The 15,471-nt window shown below is 67.1% G+C and carries 19 protein-coding genes; 5 read left to right on the forward strand and 14 right to left on the reverse strand.

Annotation, left to right across the window (positions count from 1 at the left end):
• Positions 1-54 precede the first annotated feature (54 nt).
• Genes DFR41_RS21580 through DFR41_RS21590 form a run of 3 tightly spaced genes read left to right on the forward strand, consistent with a single transcriptional unit; the run spans position 55 to position 2,740 of the window.
• Positions 55-243: a plasmid-related protein gene (locus tag DFR41_RS21580; protein WP_170159439.1), complete on the forward strand. Its 189-nt coding sequence runs from the start codon at positions 55-57 to the stop codon at positions 241-243.
• Positions 240-1,826, forward strand: coding sequence for an Eco57I restriction-modification methylase domain-containing protein (locus tag DFR41_RS21585; protein ID WP_114804225.1), 1,587 nt, complete (start codon positions 240-242; stop codon positions 1,824-1,826). Before DFR41_RS21580 ends, DFR41_RS21585 begins: the two co-directional genes overlap by 4 nt.
• Entirely contained in the window at positions 1,823-2,740 is a 918-nt protein-coding gene (locus tag DFR41_RS21590; RefSeq protein ID WP_114804226.1) for a XamI family restriction endonuclease, read from the forward strand. The genes DFR41_RS21585 and DFR41_RS21590 overlap by 4 nt, the downstream gene beginning before the upstream one ends.
• 22 nt (positions 2,741-2,762) lie before the next feature.
• Here DFR41_RS21590 and DFR41_RS27495 read toward each other — a convergent pair whose 3' ends face one another.
• The 14 genes from DFR41_RS27495 to DFR41_RS21655 are packed head-to-tail and all read right to left on the reverse strand — an operon-like array spanning position 2,763 to position 14,482.
• Positions 2,763-3,524: a hypothetical protein gene (locus tag DFR41_RS27495; protein ID WP_147284409.1), complete on the reverse strand. Its 762-nt coding sequence runs from the start codon at positions 3,522-3,524 to the stop codon at positions 2,763-2,765.
• 24 nt (positions 3,525-3,548) lie between these two features.
• On the reverse strand, positions 3,549-4,748 hold the full coding sequence (locus tag DFR41_RS21595) for a contractile injection system protein, VgrG/Pvc8 family (protein ID WP_114804227.1): 1,200 nt from the start codon (positions 4,746-4,748) through the stop codon (positions 3,549-3,551).
• Positions 4,748-5,188 (reverse strand): phage tail protein, encoded by a 441-nt coding sequence (locus DFR41_RS21600; protein WP_114804228.1) that lies wholly within the window; start codon positions 5,186-5,188, stop codon positions 4,748-4,750. Before DFR41_RS21600 ends, DFR41_RS21595 begins: the two co-directional genes overlap by 1 nt.
• Positions 5,189-5,209: 21 nt before the next feature.
• On the reverse strand, positions 5,210-7,762 hold the full coding sequence (locus DFR41_RS21605) for a phage tail tape measure protein (protein ID WP_114804229.1): 2,553 nt from the start codon (positions 7,760-7,762) through the stop codon (positions 5,210-5,212).
• 33 nt (positions 7,763-7,795) lie between these two features.
• Positions 7,796-7,918: a GpE family phage tail protein gene (locus tag DFR41_RS21610; protein ID WP_114804230.1), complete on the reverse strand. Its 123-nt coding sequence runs from the start codon at positions 7,916-7,918 to the stop codon at positions 7,796-7,798.
• An 8-nt stretch (positions 7,919-7,926) separates the two neighbouring features.
• The gene (locus DFR41_RS21615) at positions 7,927-8,244 is read right to left on the reverse strand and encodes a phage tail assembly protein (RefSeq protein ID WP_114804231.1); all 318 of its coding nucleotides are present in this window, start codon (positions 8,242-8,244) and stop codon (positions 7,927-7,929) included.
• A 59-nt stretch (positions 8,245-8,303) separates the two neighbouring features.
• Positions 8,304-8,813 (reverse strand): phage major tail tube protein, encoded by a 510-nt coding sequence (locus DFR41_RS21620; protein WP_114804232.1) that lies wholly within the window; start codon positions 8,811-8,813, stop codon positions 8,304-8,306.
• Between the two features lie 29 nt (positions 8,814-8,842).
• Positions 8,843-10,039, reverse strand: a complete 1,197-nt coding sequence (locus DFR41_RS21625; protein ID WP_114804233.1) for a phage tail sheath subtilisin-like domain-containing protein — start codon at positions 10,037-10,039, stop codon at positions 8,843-8,845.
• A gap of 39 nt (positions 10,040-10,078) precedes the next feature.
• The gene (locus DFR41_RS21630; RefSeq protein WP_114804234.1) at positions 10,079-10,294 is read right to left on the reverse strand and encodes a hypothetical protein; all 216 of its coding nucleotides are present in this window, start codon (positions 10,292-10,294) and stop codon (positions 10,079-10,081) included.
• A 49-nt stretch (positions 10,295-10,343) separates the two neighbouring features.
• A complete protein-coding gene (locus DFR41_RS21635) occupies positions 10,344-11,945 on the reverse strand; it encodes a gp53-like domain-containing protein (RefSeq protein WP_114804235.1) in 1,602 nt (533 codons plus the stop codon).
• 3 nt (positions 11,946-11,948) lie between these two features.
• Entirely contained in the window at positions 11,949-12,497 is a 549-nt protein-coding gene (locus tag DFR41_RS21640) for a phage tail protein I (RefSeq protein ID WP_114804236.1), read from the reverse strand.
• Positions 12,490-13,392, reverse strand: a complete 903-nt coding sequence (locus DFR41_RS21645; protein WP_114804237.1) for a baseplate assembly protein — start codon at positions 13,390-13,392, stop codon at positions 12,490-12,492. Before DFR41_RS21645 ends, DFR41_RS21640 begins: the two co-directional genes overlap by 8 nt.
• Positions 13,389-13,730: a GPW/gp25 family protein gene (locus DFR41_RS21650; protein ID WP_425326718.1), complete on the reverse strand. Its 342-nt coding sequence runs from the start codon at positions 13,728-13,730 to the stop codon at positions 13,389-13,391. Before DFR41_RS21650 ends, DFR41_RS21645 begins: the two co-directional genes overlap by 4 nt.
• Complete coding sequence (locus tag DFR41_RS21655) at positions 13,727-14,482, reverse strand: phage baseplate assembly protein V (protein WP_114804238.1); 756 nt, start codon at positions 14,480-14,482, stop codon at positions 13,727-13,729. Before DFR41_RS21655 ends, DFR41_RS21650 begins: the two co-directional genes overlap by 4 nt.
• 244 nt (positions 14,483-14,726) lie before the next feature.
• On the opposite strand from DFR41_RS21655, the gene DFR41_RS21660 reads away from it, so the two are divergent.
• Together DFR41_RS21660 and DFR41_RS21665 are read left to right on the forward strand one after the other, a co-directional pair.
• Positions 14,727-14,957 carry a DUF7661 family protein gene (locus DFR41_RS21660; protein ID WP_114804239.1) on the forward strand — a complete coding sequence of 77 codons (231 nt, stop codon included), beginning with the start codon at positions 14,727-14,729 and terminating at the stop codon, positions 14,955-14,957.
• 111 nt (positions 14,958-15,068) lie between these two features.
• A complete protein-coding gene (locus DFR41_RS21665) occupies positions 15,069-15,461 on the forward strand; it encodes a GNAT family N-acetyltransferase (protein WP_244917833.1) in 393 nt (130 codons plus the stop codon).
• Positions 15,462-15,471: the final 10 nt, after the last annotated feature.

Genomic DNA, 15,471 nt, shown 5'->3' on the forward strand with positions numbered 1-15,471 from the left:
TCTCGCATGATTATCGTGGATACACATTGTGTATCCTGGTGGTAGCATGTGCCCATGCAAGTGAAAGACTGCGGAATGCGCATCCGCGTGGAGAAGGAACTGCGTGAGGCTTTCGTTCAAGCATGCCGCGCGCAGGACCGCGCAGCTGCTGACGTCTTGCGTGACTTCATGCGCACGTTCACGGGCAGGCACGCCTCAGGCCAGGCTGAGCTGTTCGTCAGTCCTCAGAGAGAGAAGAGATGATGGTTCGAACCGAGCAAGAGCTTGCGGCTCTTTGCGTCGCGCTCATCGGGGGCACAGCCAGCCTGTCGTCAGCCGAGCGCACCCTCGCGAAGGCGTCGGCAGCCGCGGCCTTAGCCGAAGGACAGCTCGCAGATGCCCAGCAACAAATCAGCAACGGCGGCGACCCGCTGGGCGACGCGTTCACAAGAATTCGGACCCCAGACGCGCGCCGTGTTGCAGGTGCGGTCTACACGCCGCAAGCCATCATTCGCTCCATGATGACTTGGCTGGCTGCCCAAGCAGTGCCGGCGCGGATTGTTGACCCAGGGGCCGGTTCCGGTCGGTTCATTCTCAGTGCCGGCGAGGCGTTTCCCAGTGCCCAGCTTGTGGCTGTCGAGACAGATCCGCTTGCCGCCCTGATGCTGCGCGCCAACTTGGCGGTTCGTGGGTGGTCGGACCGGGCGACGGTGCTGGTCAAGGACTATCGGGCCGTGAAGCTGCCCCGTTGTGCGGGCGTGACTGCCTTCATCGGAAACCCGCCGTATGTCCGTCACCATGGCATCGGCGAAGAGTGGAAGGCCTGGTATGCCTCCACCTTCGCCAAGCTCGGCATCAAGGCGAGCGCATTGGCGGGGCTGCACCTGCATTTCTTCTTACAGACGCGGCAACTGGCCATGCCTGGTGACATCGGCGCGTTCGTCACGTCAGCCGAGTGGATGGACGTCAACTATGGATCGGCCCTAAGGCGACTCCTCATTTCGGAACTGGGCGGGCTGGCGTTGCATGTGCTGGAGCCCAAGGTTGAAGCGTTCCCTGGCACGGCAACAACAGCAGCCATCACGTGTTTTCGGATGGGCGAAACCGAACAGCCTGTTCGCGTTCGTGCGGTCGGGGAGGTTGCCGAACTCAACGGCCTGACGAAGGGCATTGACGTGCCGCGTGGGCAGTTGCTCTCTGCCCCACGCTGGTCGGTCATCGTCCGCCCTTCCGCTCCCTCCGCTGAGGGGGAAGTCGAGCTTGGCGAGTTGTTCCGGGTTCACCGCGGCCAGGTCACAGGCGCGAATGGCATTTGGATCGCCGGAGACCACACTGCTGGATTGCCCGACAGCGTGAAGATGCCGGCGGTGACCAAAGCCAAGGACCTCCTTCAGGCCGGTGCCCACCTCGGATCGGCTGACGCATTGCGTCGTGTCATCGATCTTCCTGCCGATCTGGATGGGTTCAGTGTGGCTGACCGGAAGCGCATCACTGCATTCTTGGAATGGGCCAGGCGGCAAGGCGCGCACAGCGGCTATATCGCGCAGCACCGGAAGGCGTGGTGGTCGGTGGGGCTGAAAGCGCCTGCTCCGATCCTTTGCACCTACATGGCGCGGCGAGCGCCCCAGTTCACCCTCAACGCCTGCGATGCCCGCCACATCAACGTGGTTCATGGCCTCTATCCGCGTGCTCCGCTCCCAGAGGCGGCCATGGGGCGATTGGTGGCTTGGCTCAACAAAAATGTGAGCACGGGGCACGGTAGGACTTACGCGGGTGGACTGACGAAGTTCGAACCCAAAGAGGTTGAGCGCCTTCGCATTCCGAGCTTGGAGACGCTTCTGGCATGAGCGCGCTACCCCCACGGTGGACCACCGCCGAATTGGCCGCAGACGCCGAGGCTGCAGCTGCACAGTTTCGCGTTGAGCGGCTCGCCGTTTCCGACTCATGGGATGTGCACTACAAGGCGGCTCGCCGCAAGTTCGAACAGCTCTTCGAAAAGTTGAGCGACCTGAACCCCGGCGAGATCAACGAAGGGAGTCTTTCCGAGGCCTACGGACTTGGCCTTGGGGAGGCGCTTCGCTACTTGGCGGGTCCGCCGATTTCTGATGATGACCTTCGGGTCATCGCGGATGTGGACTCCATTGCTCCGGGCGTTCTGAGCAGAGATCCTGTTGCCCTGCAAAAGGTGTTCGGCGTCATCGAACGAGTGATTGATCCCCATCGCTTTCCGTGGATGCAGGATGGGGGCGCGCCCTCCGAGCAGCAGCGGGAAGCAGCGCTGCTGGCCTCATCCGTTTTGCTGGCAGCACAGCGGATCGCCACGGAGCGCAGGAACGACGGCAAGGAATCCCAGGAGACCCGGGTCAAGGACTATCTGCGTAGTCTTGGCTTTGAAGAGGTGCCGCCGGGTGCGATCAAGACGATGATGCGCGGTCCCCAGGTCAAGCAGTTCTGTGCTGAATGCATGCTCGGCGAGCGCAAGGCCGACGTGGTGCTGCGGTTGCACGACGAGCGCCTGATGCCGATCGAGTGCAAGGTGTCCAACAGTGCGACGAACAGTATCAAGCGGTTGAACAACGATGCAGCCGTAAAGGCGGTTTACTGGATTCAGCAGTTTGGCGCGTTGCAGGTGGTTCCAGCGGCCGTGCTCGGTGGGGTGTTTAAAGTGTTGAGCCTAGAACAGGCTCAAGCGAGAGGGCTGTCTCTCTTTTGGTCCCATGATCTTGAGAAGTTGGGCGCCTTTATCGAATCGACTGCTTAGGTTGATATCCCACAGAACTACCCTACAAAGGCGTTCGCGAAATTAAGGTTAATCTGTTGAATCTCACCGGATGGAGTGGCTTGCAGCCATATTTATCCTCTAGCCATTTAATTTTTTCGCCGGATTTGGCTTTTATATCTTCTTTGTAAATAAAAATTCGCCCGTCTCTTTCCATTTGGATGGGGTCATATATACCTTCACGCGGGAATCTTTTAACGAATGGAGCTGTACTCAAACTCTCTGCGCGTGTGGAGTAGGGATTGAGCAAGAGCTTTAATATGACATGATCCCCAAATCGGATGGTACATGCCGCGGCATCAAGGGCGGTTCTCCTATAAAACTCGGCGTAGTCGTACCCAATGCAATCATGTAACTTTGTTGTCCCGTATTGCATGAGGTTGACGCTTCCATAGAGCGTAGCAAGAACTTGCGCATATTTAGCGTTTGGGTTGACTCCGTCACAGTTGATCCAGAGAATTTTGAAGTCGTGTTCTGGATTATCGCCATCCCTTAGCTGACGATGACCCTCGCGTACTGCTTCGGCAAGCCTTTCGTTTCTTTCTTCTAACGAGGCTTCAGATTCAAAAATTTTTCCTGACCCTAGTATTTCTTCCTTCTCCCGAAGAACGCTTTCTTCATCCTCTTTTCTTTTCTCTTCTATAAGTAAACGACAACCATCTGCGATTGCAAGAAAGTCTGCACTCTTACGAACACCTGTGGGGATTTTTTGAACTTGGAAACCTAGGCTTTCCAAGATCAACGGCGAAATCTCAGTGACAGACATATTGCCACCACCATACCAGAAGAATTATTCTGGATCAAAGTTGTCCCCCGCCTCATCCCCACCTTCCACCCCCTCCGCCTGCAGCGTCTCCAGCGTCAGGGTGGACGTGTACCCGCCACCCGCCAGCGTATGCCGCACGCCCGTGATGAGCCACGGCGTGGCGTCGATCTGCGGCTTGTACCCACGCACCACCACCGGCCGCTGCGGGCCCAGGTCGGCGCGGCCGTAGGCCAGGGTGATCTCGAAGCTGAAGATGCCGCGTTGAACGCGTGCCCACTCCGCCCGCGCGGCGGCCAGGGCGTCGGACTCGCTGGCGTAGGTGGTGCGCAGGTCTTTGGCCCGGCCGGTGATGCCGGCCACCACGGCGGTGCGCTTGCCCGTCTTGTGGTTGTTGTACCAGCAGCGCACGCCGCTGTAGCTGTCGCGGTCGGCGCGGGCGTAGCGGTGGCTGTCGCCGGTGCTGCGCACCAGCAGCACGGGCGGCAGGGCCTTGCCGCTGGGTGTGCGGGGCAGGCGCTTTTGCGAAAGCAGCAGGGTGCCGGCCTTCACAGTGGCGATGCAGTCGAAGGTGTTGGCCAGGCGGCGCAGAAAGCTCGCATCGCTCTCCTGCGCCTGATCGGCGTGCTTCACCTTGCGGGCGCCCACGGCCTTGTCGATGCTGTGCTTGAGGCCGTTGCGCAGCGCAATGGCGGCCACGATCTGGCCCAGGGTGGTCTGGTGGTAGCTGATCTCGCGCAGCTGCCGTAGCCCGTCCAGCAGGTTGGCGGCGTGCGCGCGCAGGGTGATGGTGTCGGGCGCGCCGCTGTATTCGACGGCCTGGATGGTGTAGCTGCCCTTGTCCACCAGCCCCAGCGGAAAGCCGCCGGCCGCCGCGGCGCCGGCCTGGCCGGGGGCGCCGGTGGTGTCGGCCACCCAGCCCACGGCCACGGTCAGGGTGTCGCCGGTGCTGGGCAGGGCCACGCGGCCGTCGTGGTCGCTGATGACCAGCTCCACCTCGTCGGCGTCCTGGCTGCGGTTGTCGGTGATGGTCAGGCTGACCAGGCGCGGTGCCACGCGGGCGCTGATGTCCTGCCCGTTGACGGTGACGCGCCACACCGGCCGCAGGTGCGGGCCGCCGCGCGCGGGGCTCAGGCCCGTGGTGTTGGTGGCGGGCAGGGTGGCGGCGATGGCGTCCACGTCGCGGCCGGCGGCGGCGGTGCTGGTGCTGTTGGCGGCGGTGCTCATCACTGCAGGGCGGTCTGCTCGGGCGTCACCAGGTCGCCCATGGCGTCGGCGCGGCCATCGTCGTCCATGTCCACGCGGCGCAGGCCGATGGAAAACTCCACCTTGCGCGGCGATCCGTCCTCGAAGAACAGGGACTTGGTCTCTTCGATCTCGGTGATGACGAAGGCGCCGTAGATGGTGCCGGTGCCTTCCACCAACGCATAGGCCCGGCCGGTGTTGGCCATGTAGCGCAGGTCATCGAGGTGCAGGTGGCTCCCCGCAAACTCGGGCACCACGCTGCCGTCGAGGGTGATGGTGTCTTCCCCTGGGCCAAGGTACTGGGACGCGTCTCGCGCGCCCACCAAGGCCTGCGTAGGGTGCTTCCACGCCGTGCGGCGCTTGAGCTGCTGATAGGCCAGGGTGTCGAGCTGAAACACGAACTGGCCGATGCACATCATCATGGCTGGGGGCTCCGGGGTGGGTCAGTTGCCGTAGTCGACATACGCGCCGCGCAGGCGGGCGGCCTTGGCCTGCTCGTGCCTGGCCAGCTCGGCCCGCACGAGCTGGGCGATGGCGGCCGGGTCCACGCCGGCGCCGGCCTGGATGGTGAGGTGCACCGTGTCGCCCTGCACCACCAGGCTGGGGCCGGTGTTGCGCGCGCTGGCCAGCGGGGCGTGGGCGGGGGCCGGGGCGCCCAGACCCGCGGGCTGGCCCACGGCCGGCAGCGCCATGGCGGGCAGGGCCACCAGGCTGGCCGCGGCCATCCCCAGCGCCGCGGCGCGCACCTGCGGCGCGGTGCGGTCGATGCCCAGCGCGGCGCCCTGGGCGATGTTGGCTCCGGCCTCGATGAATACCCGGCTGGGGGAGCGGATGCCGAGCTTGTCTTTGAACCAGCCCACGGCCCCGTCTGCCGCCTGGCCGATGGCGTCGCGCACCAGGCTGATGCGGTTGGTGATGCCGTTGGCCAGGCCCTGGATGATGTTGGCGCCGAACTCGAAGAAGCGTTGGGGCAGGGTGGCCAGGGTGGCCGTGACGTCGCTCCACAGCCCGCCGAGGGTGGTGGTGATGCCCTGCCAGGTCCGCTGCGCCCAGCCCATGAGGCGGTCAAAGGCGGCGCCCACCGCGGCCACGCCTGCGGCGAAGGCAGCCGACAAGTCTTGCCATAGCGCTATGGCGCCGGCGCGCACATCGTCCCAGCGGGTGTACAGGAGGTAAGCGGCCACGGCCAGGGCGGTCAGTGCCAGGCCCATGGGCGTGAATATGAGCCCGCGCATCACCAGGGCCAGCCCGCGCAGTGCGGTGCTGGCGGTGCCGATGTTGAGGCCCAGCAGGCCGAACACGGCGCGCGCCATGGCGAAGGGGCCGAGCACCGCGGCGGCCATGATCTTGAGCACGCCGAACACCATCAGCAGCCCCGCGATGGCGGCCACGGTGCGCACGATGGCGGCGGTCAGGGCGGGGTGTTCCTTCACCCAGTTGCCGATGGCGGCCGAGGTGTCGCCCAGCCACTGGATGAGGCCCTTGGCGTCGCCGGCGATGGTCTCGCCGATGCTCGCCAGCACGTTGGTGGCACTGCCCTGGGCGGCTTCGAGCACGTTCGACAGGGTGGCCAGCTGCACGTCCACACGCTTGCGCAGGTCGGCCTGGGCGGCCATCTTGGCGGCCACCTCTTCATAGCCGGCGCGACCCTTCTCCATGATGGTGTTGATGACCTGCAGGTTCTCGGCGTCGTCGCCGAACACCTCTTTGATGATGGAAATGCGTTGGGTGTCGCTGCCGATGGTCTTGAGCTTTTCGAGCTGCGCGAAGAGGTTGTCCAGCCCCGCGAAGTTGCCCGCCTTGTCGGTGAAGCTGAGCGCGAAGCCGGCATGCGCCTGGGCGAGCATCTTGTTGGCCTTGCCCACCTTCTTCTCGTCCAGCCCGGCCTGGAACATCTTGCGGATGGCGTTGCCGGCGGATTCGCCGCGCATGCCGGTCTGGTCCATCATGACCAGCAGCGGGGCCAGGGTGTTGGCGGCCTGCACGCCCTTCTGCTTGAGGATGCCGAGCACGGGCGACATCTTCGAAAAGCCCTGCAGCATGTTGCCGGAGTCCACGCCCAGGTAGAAGGTGCGTTGGATCATGTCCATCAGCCCCAGCATCTCGGTCTCGGTGCTCTGGGTGGCGTCCTGCATCTTGGCGGCGAACTCGGCCGCCTCGGTCACCGGCATGCGCAGCTGCACGCCCAGCAGGGCCGCGGCCTCGCCGGTGCCGCCCAGGATGGTCTGCGCGCTCAAGCCCTGGCGCTTGAGCATAGTCATCATCTCCAGGAAGTCGGCGGTGGTGCCGGGCAGGCGGTCGCCCAGGCGCGTGGCCAGCTCGGTGATGCGCTGCAGCTCTTCGGGCGCACTGCCATCGGCCACCATCATGCTGGCCTTGAGCTGGGTGGCGGCGTTCTCCTGATCGCTGTAGGCGCCCAGGGTGCGCTGTACCGGCGCCGCGGCGGCACGGCCGGCCACGACGGCCGCCGCGCCCGTGGCGCCGAGCATGGCGGCGCGGCCCAGGGCCTGGCTGCGCTTGTCGCGCACCTCGGCCAGGGCCTGCAGCCGGGCGCGCTGCGCGGCCATGCTGGCATTCGTTGCTTCGATGTCGGCCTTGAGGCGCTGTTGCGCCGCACCCAGATTGCCCAGGCCGGCCTTGCGTGCGGTGGCCTGCAGCTCGTCCAGGCGCTCGCGCTGGCGGTTGTAGGCGATGGTCTGGGTGGTGAGCTGCTGCGACAGCTTGGCGGCCTGCTTGCTGTGCACGCCCTCGGCCGCGATGACGGCGCCGAGCTGCGCGTCCAGTTGCTTGAGGCTGCGGGTCTGGTTGTCGAGCGCGGCCTGCTGCTTCTGGATGCCCTCTACCTGCTGCTGCTGTCGCTCCAGCCCGCGCAGCGCCTCGCGCGACTGCTTGAGGCTGGCGGCCAGGGCCTTGCTTTGCCGGTCCACGCCGCGCAGCGGGGCCATGGCCTTGTCCACCATGGACAGGATGATTTCGAGTTTCAGAGGGCCTGCCATGGCGGGGGTGCGGGGTTGTCGTGGTTGGTGGGGCTACTCGGGCGGCTTGGCCTCGTGGCGGACGCGGGCGCGCTCACGCCAGCGCATCAGCTCGGGCAGCTCCATGCCGTCCATGTGGCAGGGCGCCCAGCCGAACACCAGCGCGATGTCGGCCATGAGGTCCTCTACGTCTGCGGGAAGTCCGCCCGGATGCTCCTGCGCACGAAAAAAGTGGCCACCCGCGCGCCCAGCTCCACCAGGTCGGCGGGGTCGAGCTGCTCCACGTCGTGCGGGGTCAGCGTGGGCGTGGTGATGCGCGGGAGCAACTGCTGCAGGGCGTTGGCGTTGAGCTGCAGCACCTCGGCCAGGTTCAGGCCGCGCAGCTCGCCGGCGCGGGGCTTGCGCAGGGTGATGGTGGCAATGGTGGTGTCGCCGCGCTGCAGGGGCTCGTCGAGGGTGATGGTGTTGGCGTCGGCCGGGGTGGGGGTGGCTTGGGTGGTCATGGTGGTAGATGGGCGAGGGGGTGCGGAAGGGGCGGGCGGGGGCGTGGCGATGCGGCGCGTCATAGGCCGATGGCGCGGCGGATTTCGGTCAGCACGTCGGTGCCGTTGACGCGGAAGATCAGGCCTGGCACGTCGATCTCCATGACTTCGGCACCGTCGACGGTGAGCTTGTAGTAGCTGAGGGCGCAGCTGTATTTGTGCTCTGTCTTCTCGCCGGTCTTGGCGTCGCCCAGCTCGATCTCCTTGAGGCGGCCGCGGGTCAGGATCTCCAGCGCGTGCACGCTGCCGTCCGAGTCGTCTTGGTAGGCGCCGGCAAAGCGCCATTGGCTGGCGTTGTGGGCCACCACGCCAAAGCTGCGCAGCGCATCGACCATGAGGCCGCCGGCGGTGAACTGGAGTTCGAGCTTTTCGTGGCCGAGGTCGATTTCGATGGGGCCGTGCATGCCGCCGGCGCGGTATTCCTCGGTCTTGCGGGTGAGCTTGGGCAGGGTGACGCTGGGCACCAGGCCGACCCAGGATGCACCGTCGCCGAAGAGGTTGAAGTTCTTGAGGCTGGAAGGGATGGACATGGAAAGGGGCTCCTACGTGGGCGGCGGGCTCAGTTGGCCTGAATGGCGGTGGCGAACTGGGCGAGGTAGCTGTCGGTGATCGACTGGTTGAAGATGAGGTTTTCCAGCGGCGGCACGGGCGTGTAGTCGTAGCTGATCTGCAGGCGGCCGTCTGCGAGGTCTTCCTTCTGGTTGAGGTCGGGGTCGAACCAGGCGCTCGCGCCGATGAGGTAGCCGCTGGTCACCAGGTCGCGGAATCGGCTGTTGATGTAGCCCAGCATGTCGCGCACGAGGCTGGGGTGCATGGGCTTGTCGATGAAGACGAAGTGCGCCTCGGCGATGGTGTCGGCCAGCACCTGGGCGGTGCGGGTGTAGTTCTCGAAAGGGAACTTGCCGCCCTTGGCCTCGCAGGTGCGGTTGCCCCAGAAGCGGTAGCCGCTGCGGCGGATGATGGTGGTGACCTCCAGCCCGTTGAGGTAGCCCGCATCGCTGGCCGGGTTCTGCAGGTCGAAGAACACCGGCACGCTGATGCCTTCCACGCCGTTGACGACGTAGTTCGACAGGGTCTTGTGCCAGCCGATGTCCTGATCGATCTTGGCGCGCACGCCCAGGGCGTTGGCCACGGCGCTGAGCGATGTCACGTCGTTGGTCTCGGTGTTCCAGCCCAGGAACTCGGGCCACAGCACCATGAGCTCGCGCGCGCCGAATTCCGCGCGGTAGGTGGTGGCCTGCTCCTTGGTCTTGGCGAGGTTGCCGTTGGGGTCGCGCGCGGCGGCGTAGACGAAGCCGCGCAGGGCCTGCGCGGCCGTCACCAGGGCGTTGGTGACGGCCTTGGTGTCCAGCCCCGGCGCGCCCAGGATGCGCGGCTTGACGCCCAGCGCACTCTCGGCCGAGAGCAGCGCCTGGATGCCGGTGGGGTGGCCATCGGCGCCCACGGTGCCGATGACGTTGGTGGTGGTGGCCGCCGCGTCGGCGCCCGGCGTGACGCGCACCACCACGACGACGGCGCGGCATTGGTTGCCGATGGCGCGCAGCGCAGCCGCCAGCGTGCCGCCGGCGCCGGCCTTGCCGATGCTGCCCGCGGGGTTGGTGAGCAGCACCGGGGTGTTGATGGGGAAGGCGTCGTCGTCGGCGTTGGGCGCCGTGGCCACCAGGCCGATGACGGCGGTGGAGACGACGCGGATGGCGGCGCCGGTGCCCGTGGTCTCGATGACGCGGACGCCGTGGTGGTACTCGGTGGATGCCATGGGGTTCCTTGCTTGGGGTGTGACAGCGGATGGATGGGGTCAGGCCTGGGCGGCGTCTGGTGCGTGCGCCAGGGCGGGGGCGGCGGGCACGATGGCCGGGGCGGCCTGGGCGTGGGCCGTGGCCTCTTGCGTGCGGAGCTGCGCGCTCAGCTCCTCGATGAGCGGGGCCACCTCGCGGTAGGGCCGAGCGGCCAGGCAGTCGAGGATGAAGGCGGCCGATTCGGCCGTGACGGTGAGGGTGCGCAGGGGCGGCATGGCGAAAGGAGGGAGTCGACTGGTGGGGAGTGGGGGGCGGCGCTGTGCCTTAGTAGCCGAAGGCGACGTAACTCACACTGATGCCCCACGCGTAGTTGGTGTCGGCACCGATCAGCACCGCGAACATGAAGCCTTCTGAGCCGAAGCTGTGCGACTCCACGGCGTAGCCCTGATTACTGCTGTTCTGGGTCGAACAGATGACTTGAAAGCACGCTGTGGGGAAGGTGCGAGGAAACCAGGCGCGGGTGTAGCCACCCTGCGAGACGGCGCTTCCCCAAATGACGATGAGCCCACCGGGCAGGCGCTGCCATCCACTGCCTGCTAACTGCCGCTCATCCATGGCGTTGCTGCGCATGGCGTCGGTGATGCCGTAGCCGTCGAGCGTGGTGGGCTTGGCCGTCACGCTGGCCCAGGCGGGCGTGATGGTGACGCTGCCGGCGGCCGTGAGGCGTCCCTGTGCGTCGACAGTGAAGGTGGGCGCGGCGGTTGCACTGCCGTAGTTGCCGGCGGCCACGGCGGTGTTGGCCAGGGCCAGGGTGCGGTCTGCCGTGAAGTCGCCGCCACCCGCCAGGCCGGTGCCGGCGGTGAGCTTGCGCGCGGCTGGGGCCGCATCGGTGATGCCGTAGCCGGCCAGGGTGGTGGGCTTGCCGGTGATGCTGCCCCACGCCGGCGTGATGGTCACGCTGTTGGCGGCGGTGAGGCGCCCCTGCGCATCGACGGTGAAGGTGGGCGCCGTGGTGGCGCTGCCGTAGTTGCCGGCGGCCACGGCGGTGTCGGCCAGGGTCAGCGTGCGGTCTGCGCTGAGGTCGCCGCCGCCGGCCAGGCCGGTGCCGGCGATGAGCTTGCGCGCAGCCAGGGCCGCGTCGGTGATGCCGTAGCCGGCCACGGTGGTGGGCTTGCCGGTGATGCTCCCCCATGCGGGCGTGATGGTGACGGTGCCCGCGGCCGTGAGGCGGCCCTGCGCATCGACGGTGAAGGTGGGCGCCGCGGTCGCGCTGCCGTAGTTGCCGGCCGCCACGGTGGTGTCGGCCAGGGTCAGCGTGCGGTCGGCGGTCAGGTCACCGCCGCCCGTCAGGCCGGTGCCGGCGATGAGCTTGCGCGCGGCCTGCGCCTTGCGGGCCAGGCCCAGGGCCAGCGTGCGCGGGGTGATGGCCCGCACGTCGTCGGTGCCCTCGTCGGCCTCGGCGTCGGTGGCGATCTCGATGACGCCCAGGCGCTCGGTGGTGGCCGGCGGGTTGATGAAGCTGGTCTGCCCGAATTGGAGCGTGCTGATGTCCGCGCTGCCGTCGAGCACGCGCAGATCGGTGGCCAGCATCATGATGCCGGCGGCGGACTTCTCCACGATGGGCTCGGCCTGGCCGTAGGTGCCCAGCAGGGTGCCGTTGTCCAGCCACAGGCCGAAGCCGCGCACGGTGTAGGTGTCGGGGCCGTCGTCGCGGATGGTGACGTGGATGGTGTCGCCCGCCACCACGTCGCCGGCGATGGTGGCCAGGCGCTTGAACTCGCCGGGCAGCGCGGCCAGGTTGGCCGCCGGCGCAAAGGCCTGGGCAGTGAGGCCCACGCTGACCAGCGTGCGCGCATTGGTGCCGGTGTGGCCGGCGTTGACGAGCGCGGCGCGGCCGGCGTCGGTGAGCTTGAAGAGGATGGCCATGACTTACTGGACCTGCAGCGCGAGCCGCGCGTAGATGACGGGCCGGCCCACGGCCACCGCCTTGACGGCAGGGGCGGCGGCCAGGCCCTGGATGGCGGTGAAGTGGCTGCGCAGCGGCTTGACGCGGGCCACCTCGGCGATGACGTCTTCCACGAAGGCGGCACTGACGCCGGCGCCGGTCTGGTCGGTGAGGGTGAAAACGAGTTCGAAGGTGTGGGGCACGCCGCGCGGGGTGGTCTGCCACCACTCGCGAATGGCGATGTTTCCGCCGAAGGCGGCCACGGCATCGGCCACGCTGCGGTAGGTGCCGCGGCGGCGCTGGATGGCGATGGCGTTGCGCACCACGGCGCGCTTGACGGCCTCGGGCCAGTCGGTACGCCAGCCTTCCACGCCCATGCCCCAGGCCAGCCAGGGCAGCAGCGGCAGGGGGCAGGTGTCGGCGTTCCAGAGGCTGCGGTGCGGCTGCGGAATGGCCTGCAGGGCGCGCACGGCCACGGCCTCAACCGCGCGGTCCAGCGCGGTGGCGTTGGGGGGCAGGAGGCTGTCAGTCAATCACGCCCCCGAAAGCCAGGTCGATGGCGGTGCAGTGGCTCGCCTGGGTGTTGCTCACGGCCACGTCGGCGGCGGGGCTGTGCAGCACCACGCGGGCCACGCCGTCGATGTGCAGGGCGGCATAGATGCCCGACAGCGTGGGCAGTCGGCCGATGCGGTGCATGGCGGCGGCGTACTGCTCGGCACGGGTCTGGATCTCGGCCATGACGCTGGACGCATCGGGGCCGGGCAGCATGTAGACGGTGGCGGCGATCTGGTAATGCACGATGCCGGCGGGCTGCACCAGCACCTCGTCGGTGAGGGGGCGCACGTCTTGCGCGGTGAGGGCGGCATAGACCTTGTCGAGCAGGGCCTGGGTGGGCACGCCCTCGCCATCGCGGGCCAGCACGCTCACCACCACCTGCCCGGGTGTGGGGCTGACGGGGTAGGCGTCGAGCACTTGGCCGTCGGCGCTCTTGGCCTGGAAGATGTACGCGCCCACGGGGCCGGCCACGCTGTAGCCGCGCGGCGCGAGCTGGATGCGCGCGCGGAAGTCGTCGTCGCTCTCCATTACCTCTTCGACGGGCGGCACGGCGGCGGGGTCGGCCGGGGTGATGACCAGGCGCTGCACGTCGTAGAAGGCGGCGAGCTGGTCGAGGTCGCTGCCCTGCGCGTAGGCCAGCATGACGGCGTGGGCCGAGTCGTTGCGGGCGCTGCGCTCCACCACGATCTGGTAGGCGGTGCGCTCCAGCCACTTGGTGAGCGGCTCGGACTCCAGCTCGATGACCGGCGCGGCCGGCGGGTAGGCGGCCACGAGGTCGGCCTTGAGGTCGGCGAGCACGGCCTCGAAGTCGGGCACCTGCACCACGGCGGGCGCCGGCAGCTTGCTCATGTCGATGAGCTGGGACGTACTCATGCCGCCAGGCCCCCGATGCTGACCGTCTGCAGCGTGGTGGCGGCCTGGCTGCGGTCCACGCGCTCGATGTTGAGTTGCGTGGTGCCGTCGCTGGCCGTGGCCAGGGTGATGCGGCGCACGGTGGTGCGCGGCTCCCACTTCATGATGGCCTGGGCGCTGGCGGCGATGAGGCGCAGGCGGTTGGCCGGCGTGGTGGGCGCGTCGATCAGCTCGGGGATGAAGCTGCCATAGCTGCGGCGCATGACGCGCGAGCCGATGGGCGTGGTGAGGATGTCGGCGATGGATTGGCCGATGTGGTCGGCATAGGCCAGCGCGCGGCCGGTGCTGGCGGACATCATTGCGGCAGGCCCGAAAGGTCGGTGCCCTGCTGCACCTTGTCGTGGGGGTGGGTGCGCAGGCTGATGGGGCCGCTGCGCACGTCGGTGTCGGCGCTCACGGTGCTGGTGGTCTCGATCTCGCGTGTGGAGAGCAGCGGGATGCTCATGCGGCCCACGCTTTGCGCGCCTGGCACCGCCGAGGCGCCGGAGGCGCTGAAGCCGCCCAGCATGGTGGTCAGGCCCATGACTGTGAGGTGGCCCGTGGTGGTGGTCTGCGGCGCGTCGAGGGTGATCTGCTGGGAGTGGACCGTGGCGCTGTCGCTGGCCGTGACGTCGGCCGTGGTGCAGTGGACGGTGATGCGGTCGGGGACGGTGATGTCGGCCGTGCCGCCGGCGGGCAGCGTGATGGCCAGGGCGTGGGCGGCGTGGTCGTAGCTGACCGTGGCGCCGTCGGGGTAGACGGTGACGGTCTTGTTGGGGTCGGTGCTGGGGGCGGGGTGGTCGTTCTGGTGGATGCCGCCGATCACCAGGGCGCCGGCCAGGTCACCGCCGGGCGACAGCAGCGTGACCTGCTCGCCGACCGTGGGCGGGTTCCAGGTGCGGGTGTTGCCGGCGCGCAGCTCGTGGTACGGGCGCCAGTCGGTGACGTTCTTCCCAATCTGCACGCGCACCAGAGCGCCGGGCAGCTCGTGGCGCACTTCGGCGATGGTGCCGGTGCGCACGAGGTTCTCCAGTTTGCGCAGCACGTCCGGCAGCAACAGGTCGATGTCCATGCGACCAATTTGCCGGGGGAGGTGGGCGCGCGCGAGTGGGGCTGTGTTGGGTGGGGGCGGGTAGGGATCGAGGCCAGGCGCTTCAACGCTGGCGGCGCCCTAAGTCGCCGCAGCTTGCGAAGGCTTGGGGCCAGACGTTTGGGCGCTTTTGCCTTTCGCTTGGCCGGCTTACAGTCGGCGGGCGACGGCCGCTTTCGGCCAAAAGCTGACCTTGTACGTTTGCCAGCTTGAAGGGAACGAATCCATGCTCTGCCGCTTCAACGTGTTCGGTCGAATTATTGCCGTCGAGCGGGTGGGGGAGGCCTGGACTGCGTACTTGGTGGGAAACGAGGGCAAGCGGAGGCCCGCGGGCCTCGCGATTCCGTCCGATTTGGCCCCCGCCGAGCTGTCCCAGTACCTGTACGACATCTACCATGAGTCTGCGACACCCACCAACGGCGATGTCTTCGAGATTCCCTCCGCTCAGAATAGATAGCCCATCGTGGTTCGCTCTCTTTCGACGGGCCTAGACCAGAAGCAGAAGTTCGCGACCAGCACCCCTTTGTCTCCAGAAATTCGGCCTGCTTCCGTCACAGACGTGAGCGCGATGTTCAAAGTCAGGGCATCGGTCGGAGAAAACACCATGACAGCCGACGAACTTTCGGCGATAGGCGTCACGCCGGAAGCCATTGCCCTTGCTGTCAGTAGCGCGCCTTGCTCTTGGGTTGCAACCATCAATGAGGACGTCGTTGGTTTCGCCATGGTCGACTTGGATGACGCGTGCCTGTTTGCCCTGTTTGTGCTGCCCGAACATGAGGGTTGCGGGATAGGCACGCGCTTGACCCAGACCTGTGAACGCGCGTTGTTCGAGCGGCACACTGCCGCGTGGCTCGAAACTGCGAAAGGGAGCCGCGCTGCACGGCTCTATCGTCACCTCGGGTGGGGCAGCGAAGTGGAGATTGGTGACGGGGATATCCGGCTGGCGAAACAGCGGCCATGACTGCTTCAAG

Origin of the sequence: Pseudacidovorax intermedius (assembly GCF_003350475.1) — a bacterium.
Classification (GTDB): domain Bacteria; phylum Pseudomonadota; class Gammaproteobacteria; order Burkholderiales; family Burkholderiaceae_C; genus Xenophilus; species Xenophilus intermedius.

Bases quoted from the DNA above. Each gene is read 5' to 3' on its own strand.
- DFR41_RS21580 (WP_170159439.1), top strand. From the start codon at position 55: ATGCAAGTGAAAGACTGCGGAATGCGCATCCGCGTGGAGAAGGAACTG.
- DFR41_RS21610 (WP_114804230.1), bottom strand. From the start codon at position 7,918: ATGGCCGACATCGCGCTGGTGTTCGGCTGGGCGCCCTGCCACATGGAC.
- DFR41_RS21635 (WP_114804235.1), bottom strand. From the start codon at position 11,945: ATGGCCATCCTCTTCAAGCTCACCGACGCCGGCCGCGCCGCGCTCGTC.
- DFR41_RS21655 (WP_114804238.1), bottom strand. From the start codon at position 14,482: ATGGACATCGACCTGTTGCTGCCGGACGTGCTGCGCAAACTGGAGAAC.
- DFR41_RS21600 (WP_114804228.1), bottom strand. From the start codon at position 5,188: ATGATGATGTGCATCGGCCAGTTCGTGTTTCAGCTCGACACCCTGGCC.
- DFR41_RS21585 (WP_114804225.1), top strand. From the start codon at position 240: ATGATGGTTCGAACCGAGCAAGAGCTTGCGGCTCTTTGCGTCGCGCTC.
- DFR41_RS21620 (WP_114804232.1), bottom strand. From the start codon at position 8,813: ATGTCCATCCCTTCCAGCCTCAAGAACTTCAACCTCTTCGGCGACGGT.
- DFR41_RS21605 (WP_114804229.1), bottom strand. From the start codon at position 7,762: ATGGCAGGCCCTCTGAAACTCGAAATCATCCTGTCCATGGTGGACAAG.
- DFR41_RS21590 (WP_114804226.1), top strand. From the start codon at position 1,823: ATGAGCGCGCTACCCCCACGGTGGACCACCGCCGAATTGGCCGCAGAC.
- DFR41_RS21660 (WP_114804239.1), top strand. From the start codon at position 14,727: ATGCTCTGCCGCTTCAACGTGTTCGGTCGAATTATTGCCGTCGAGCGG.
- DFR41_RS21615 (WP_114804231.1), bottom strand. From the start codon at position 8,244: ATGACCACCCAAGCCACCCCCACCCCGGCCGACGCCAACACCATCACC.
- DFR41_RS21650 (WP_425326718.1), bottom strand. From the start codon at position 13,730: ATGATGTCCGCCAGCACCGGCCGCGCGCTGGCCTATGCCGACCACATC.
- DFR41_RS21665 (WP_244917833.1), top strand. From the start codon at position 15,069: ATGTTCAAAGTCAGGGCATCGGTCGGAGAAAACACCATGACAGCCGAC.
- DFR41_RS21595 (WP_114804227.1), bottom strand. From the start codon at position 4,748: ATGAGCACCGCCGCCAACAGCACCAGCACCGCCGCCGCCGGCCGCGAC.
- DFR41_RS21625 (WP_114804233.1), bottom strand. From the start codon at position 10,039: ATGGCATCCACCGAGTACCACCACGGCGTCCGCGTCATCGAGACCACG.
- DFR41_RS21645 (WP_114804237.1), bottom strand. From the start codon at position 13,392: ATGAGTACGTCCCAGCTCATCGACATGAGCAAGCTGCCGGCGCCCGCC.
- DFR41_RS21630 (WP_114804234.1), bottom strand. From the start codon at position 10,294: ATGCCGCCCCTGCGCACCCTCACCGTCACGGCCGAATCGGCCGCCTTC.
- DFR41_RS27495 (WP_147284409.1), bottom strand. From the start codon at position 3,524: ATGTCTGTCACTGAGATTTCGCCGTTGATCTTGGAAAGCCTAGGTTTC.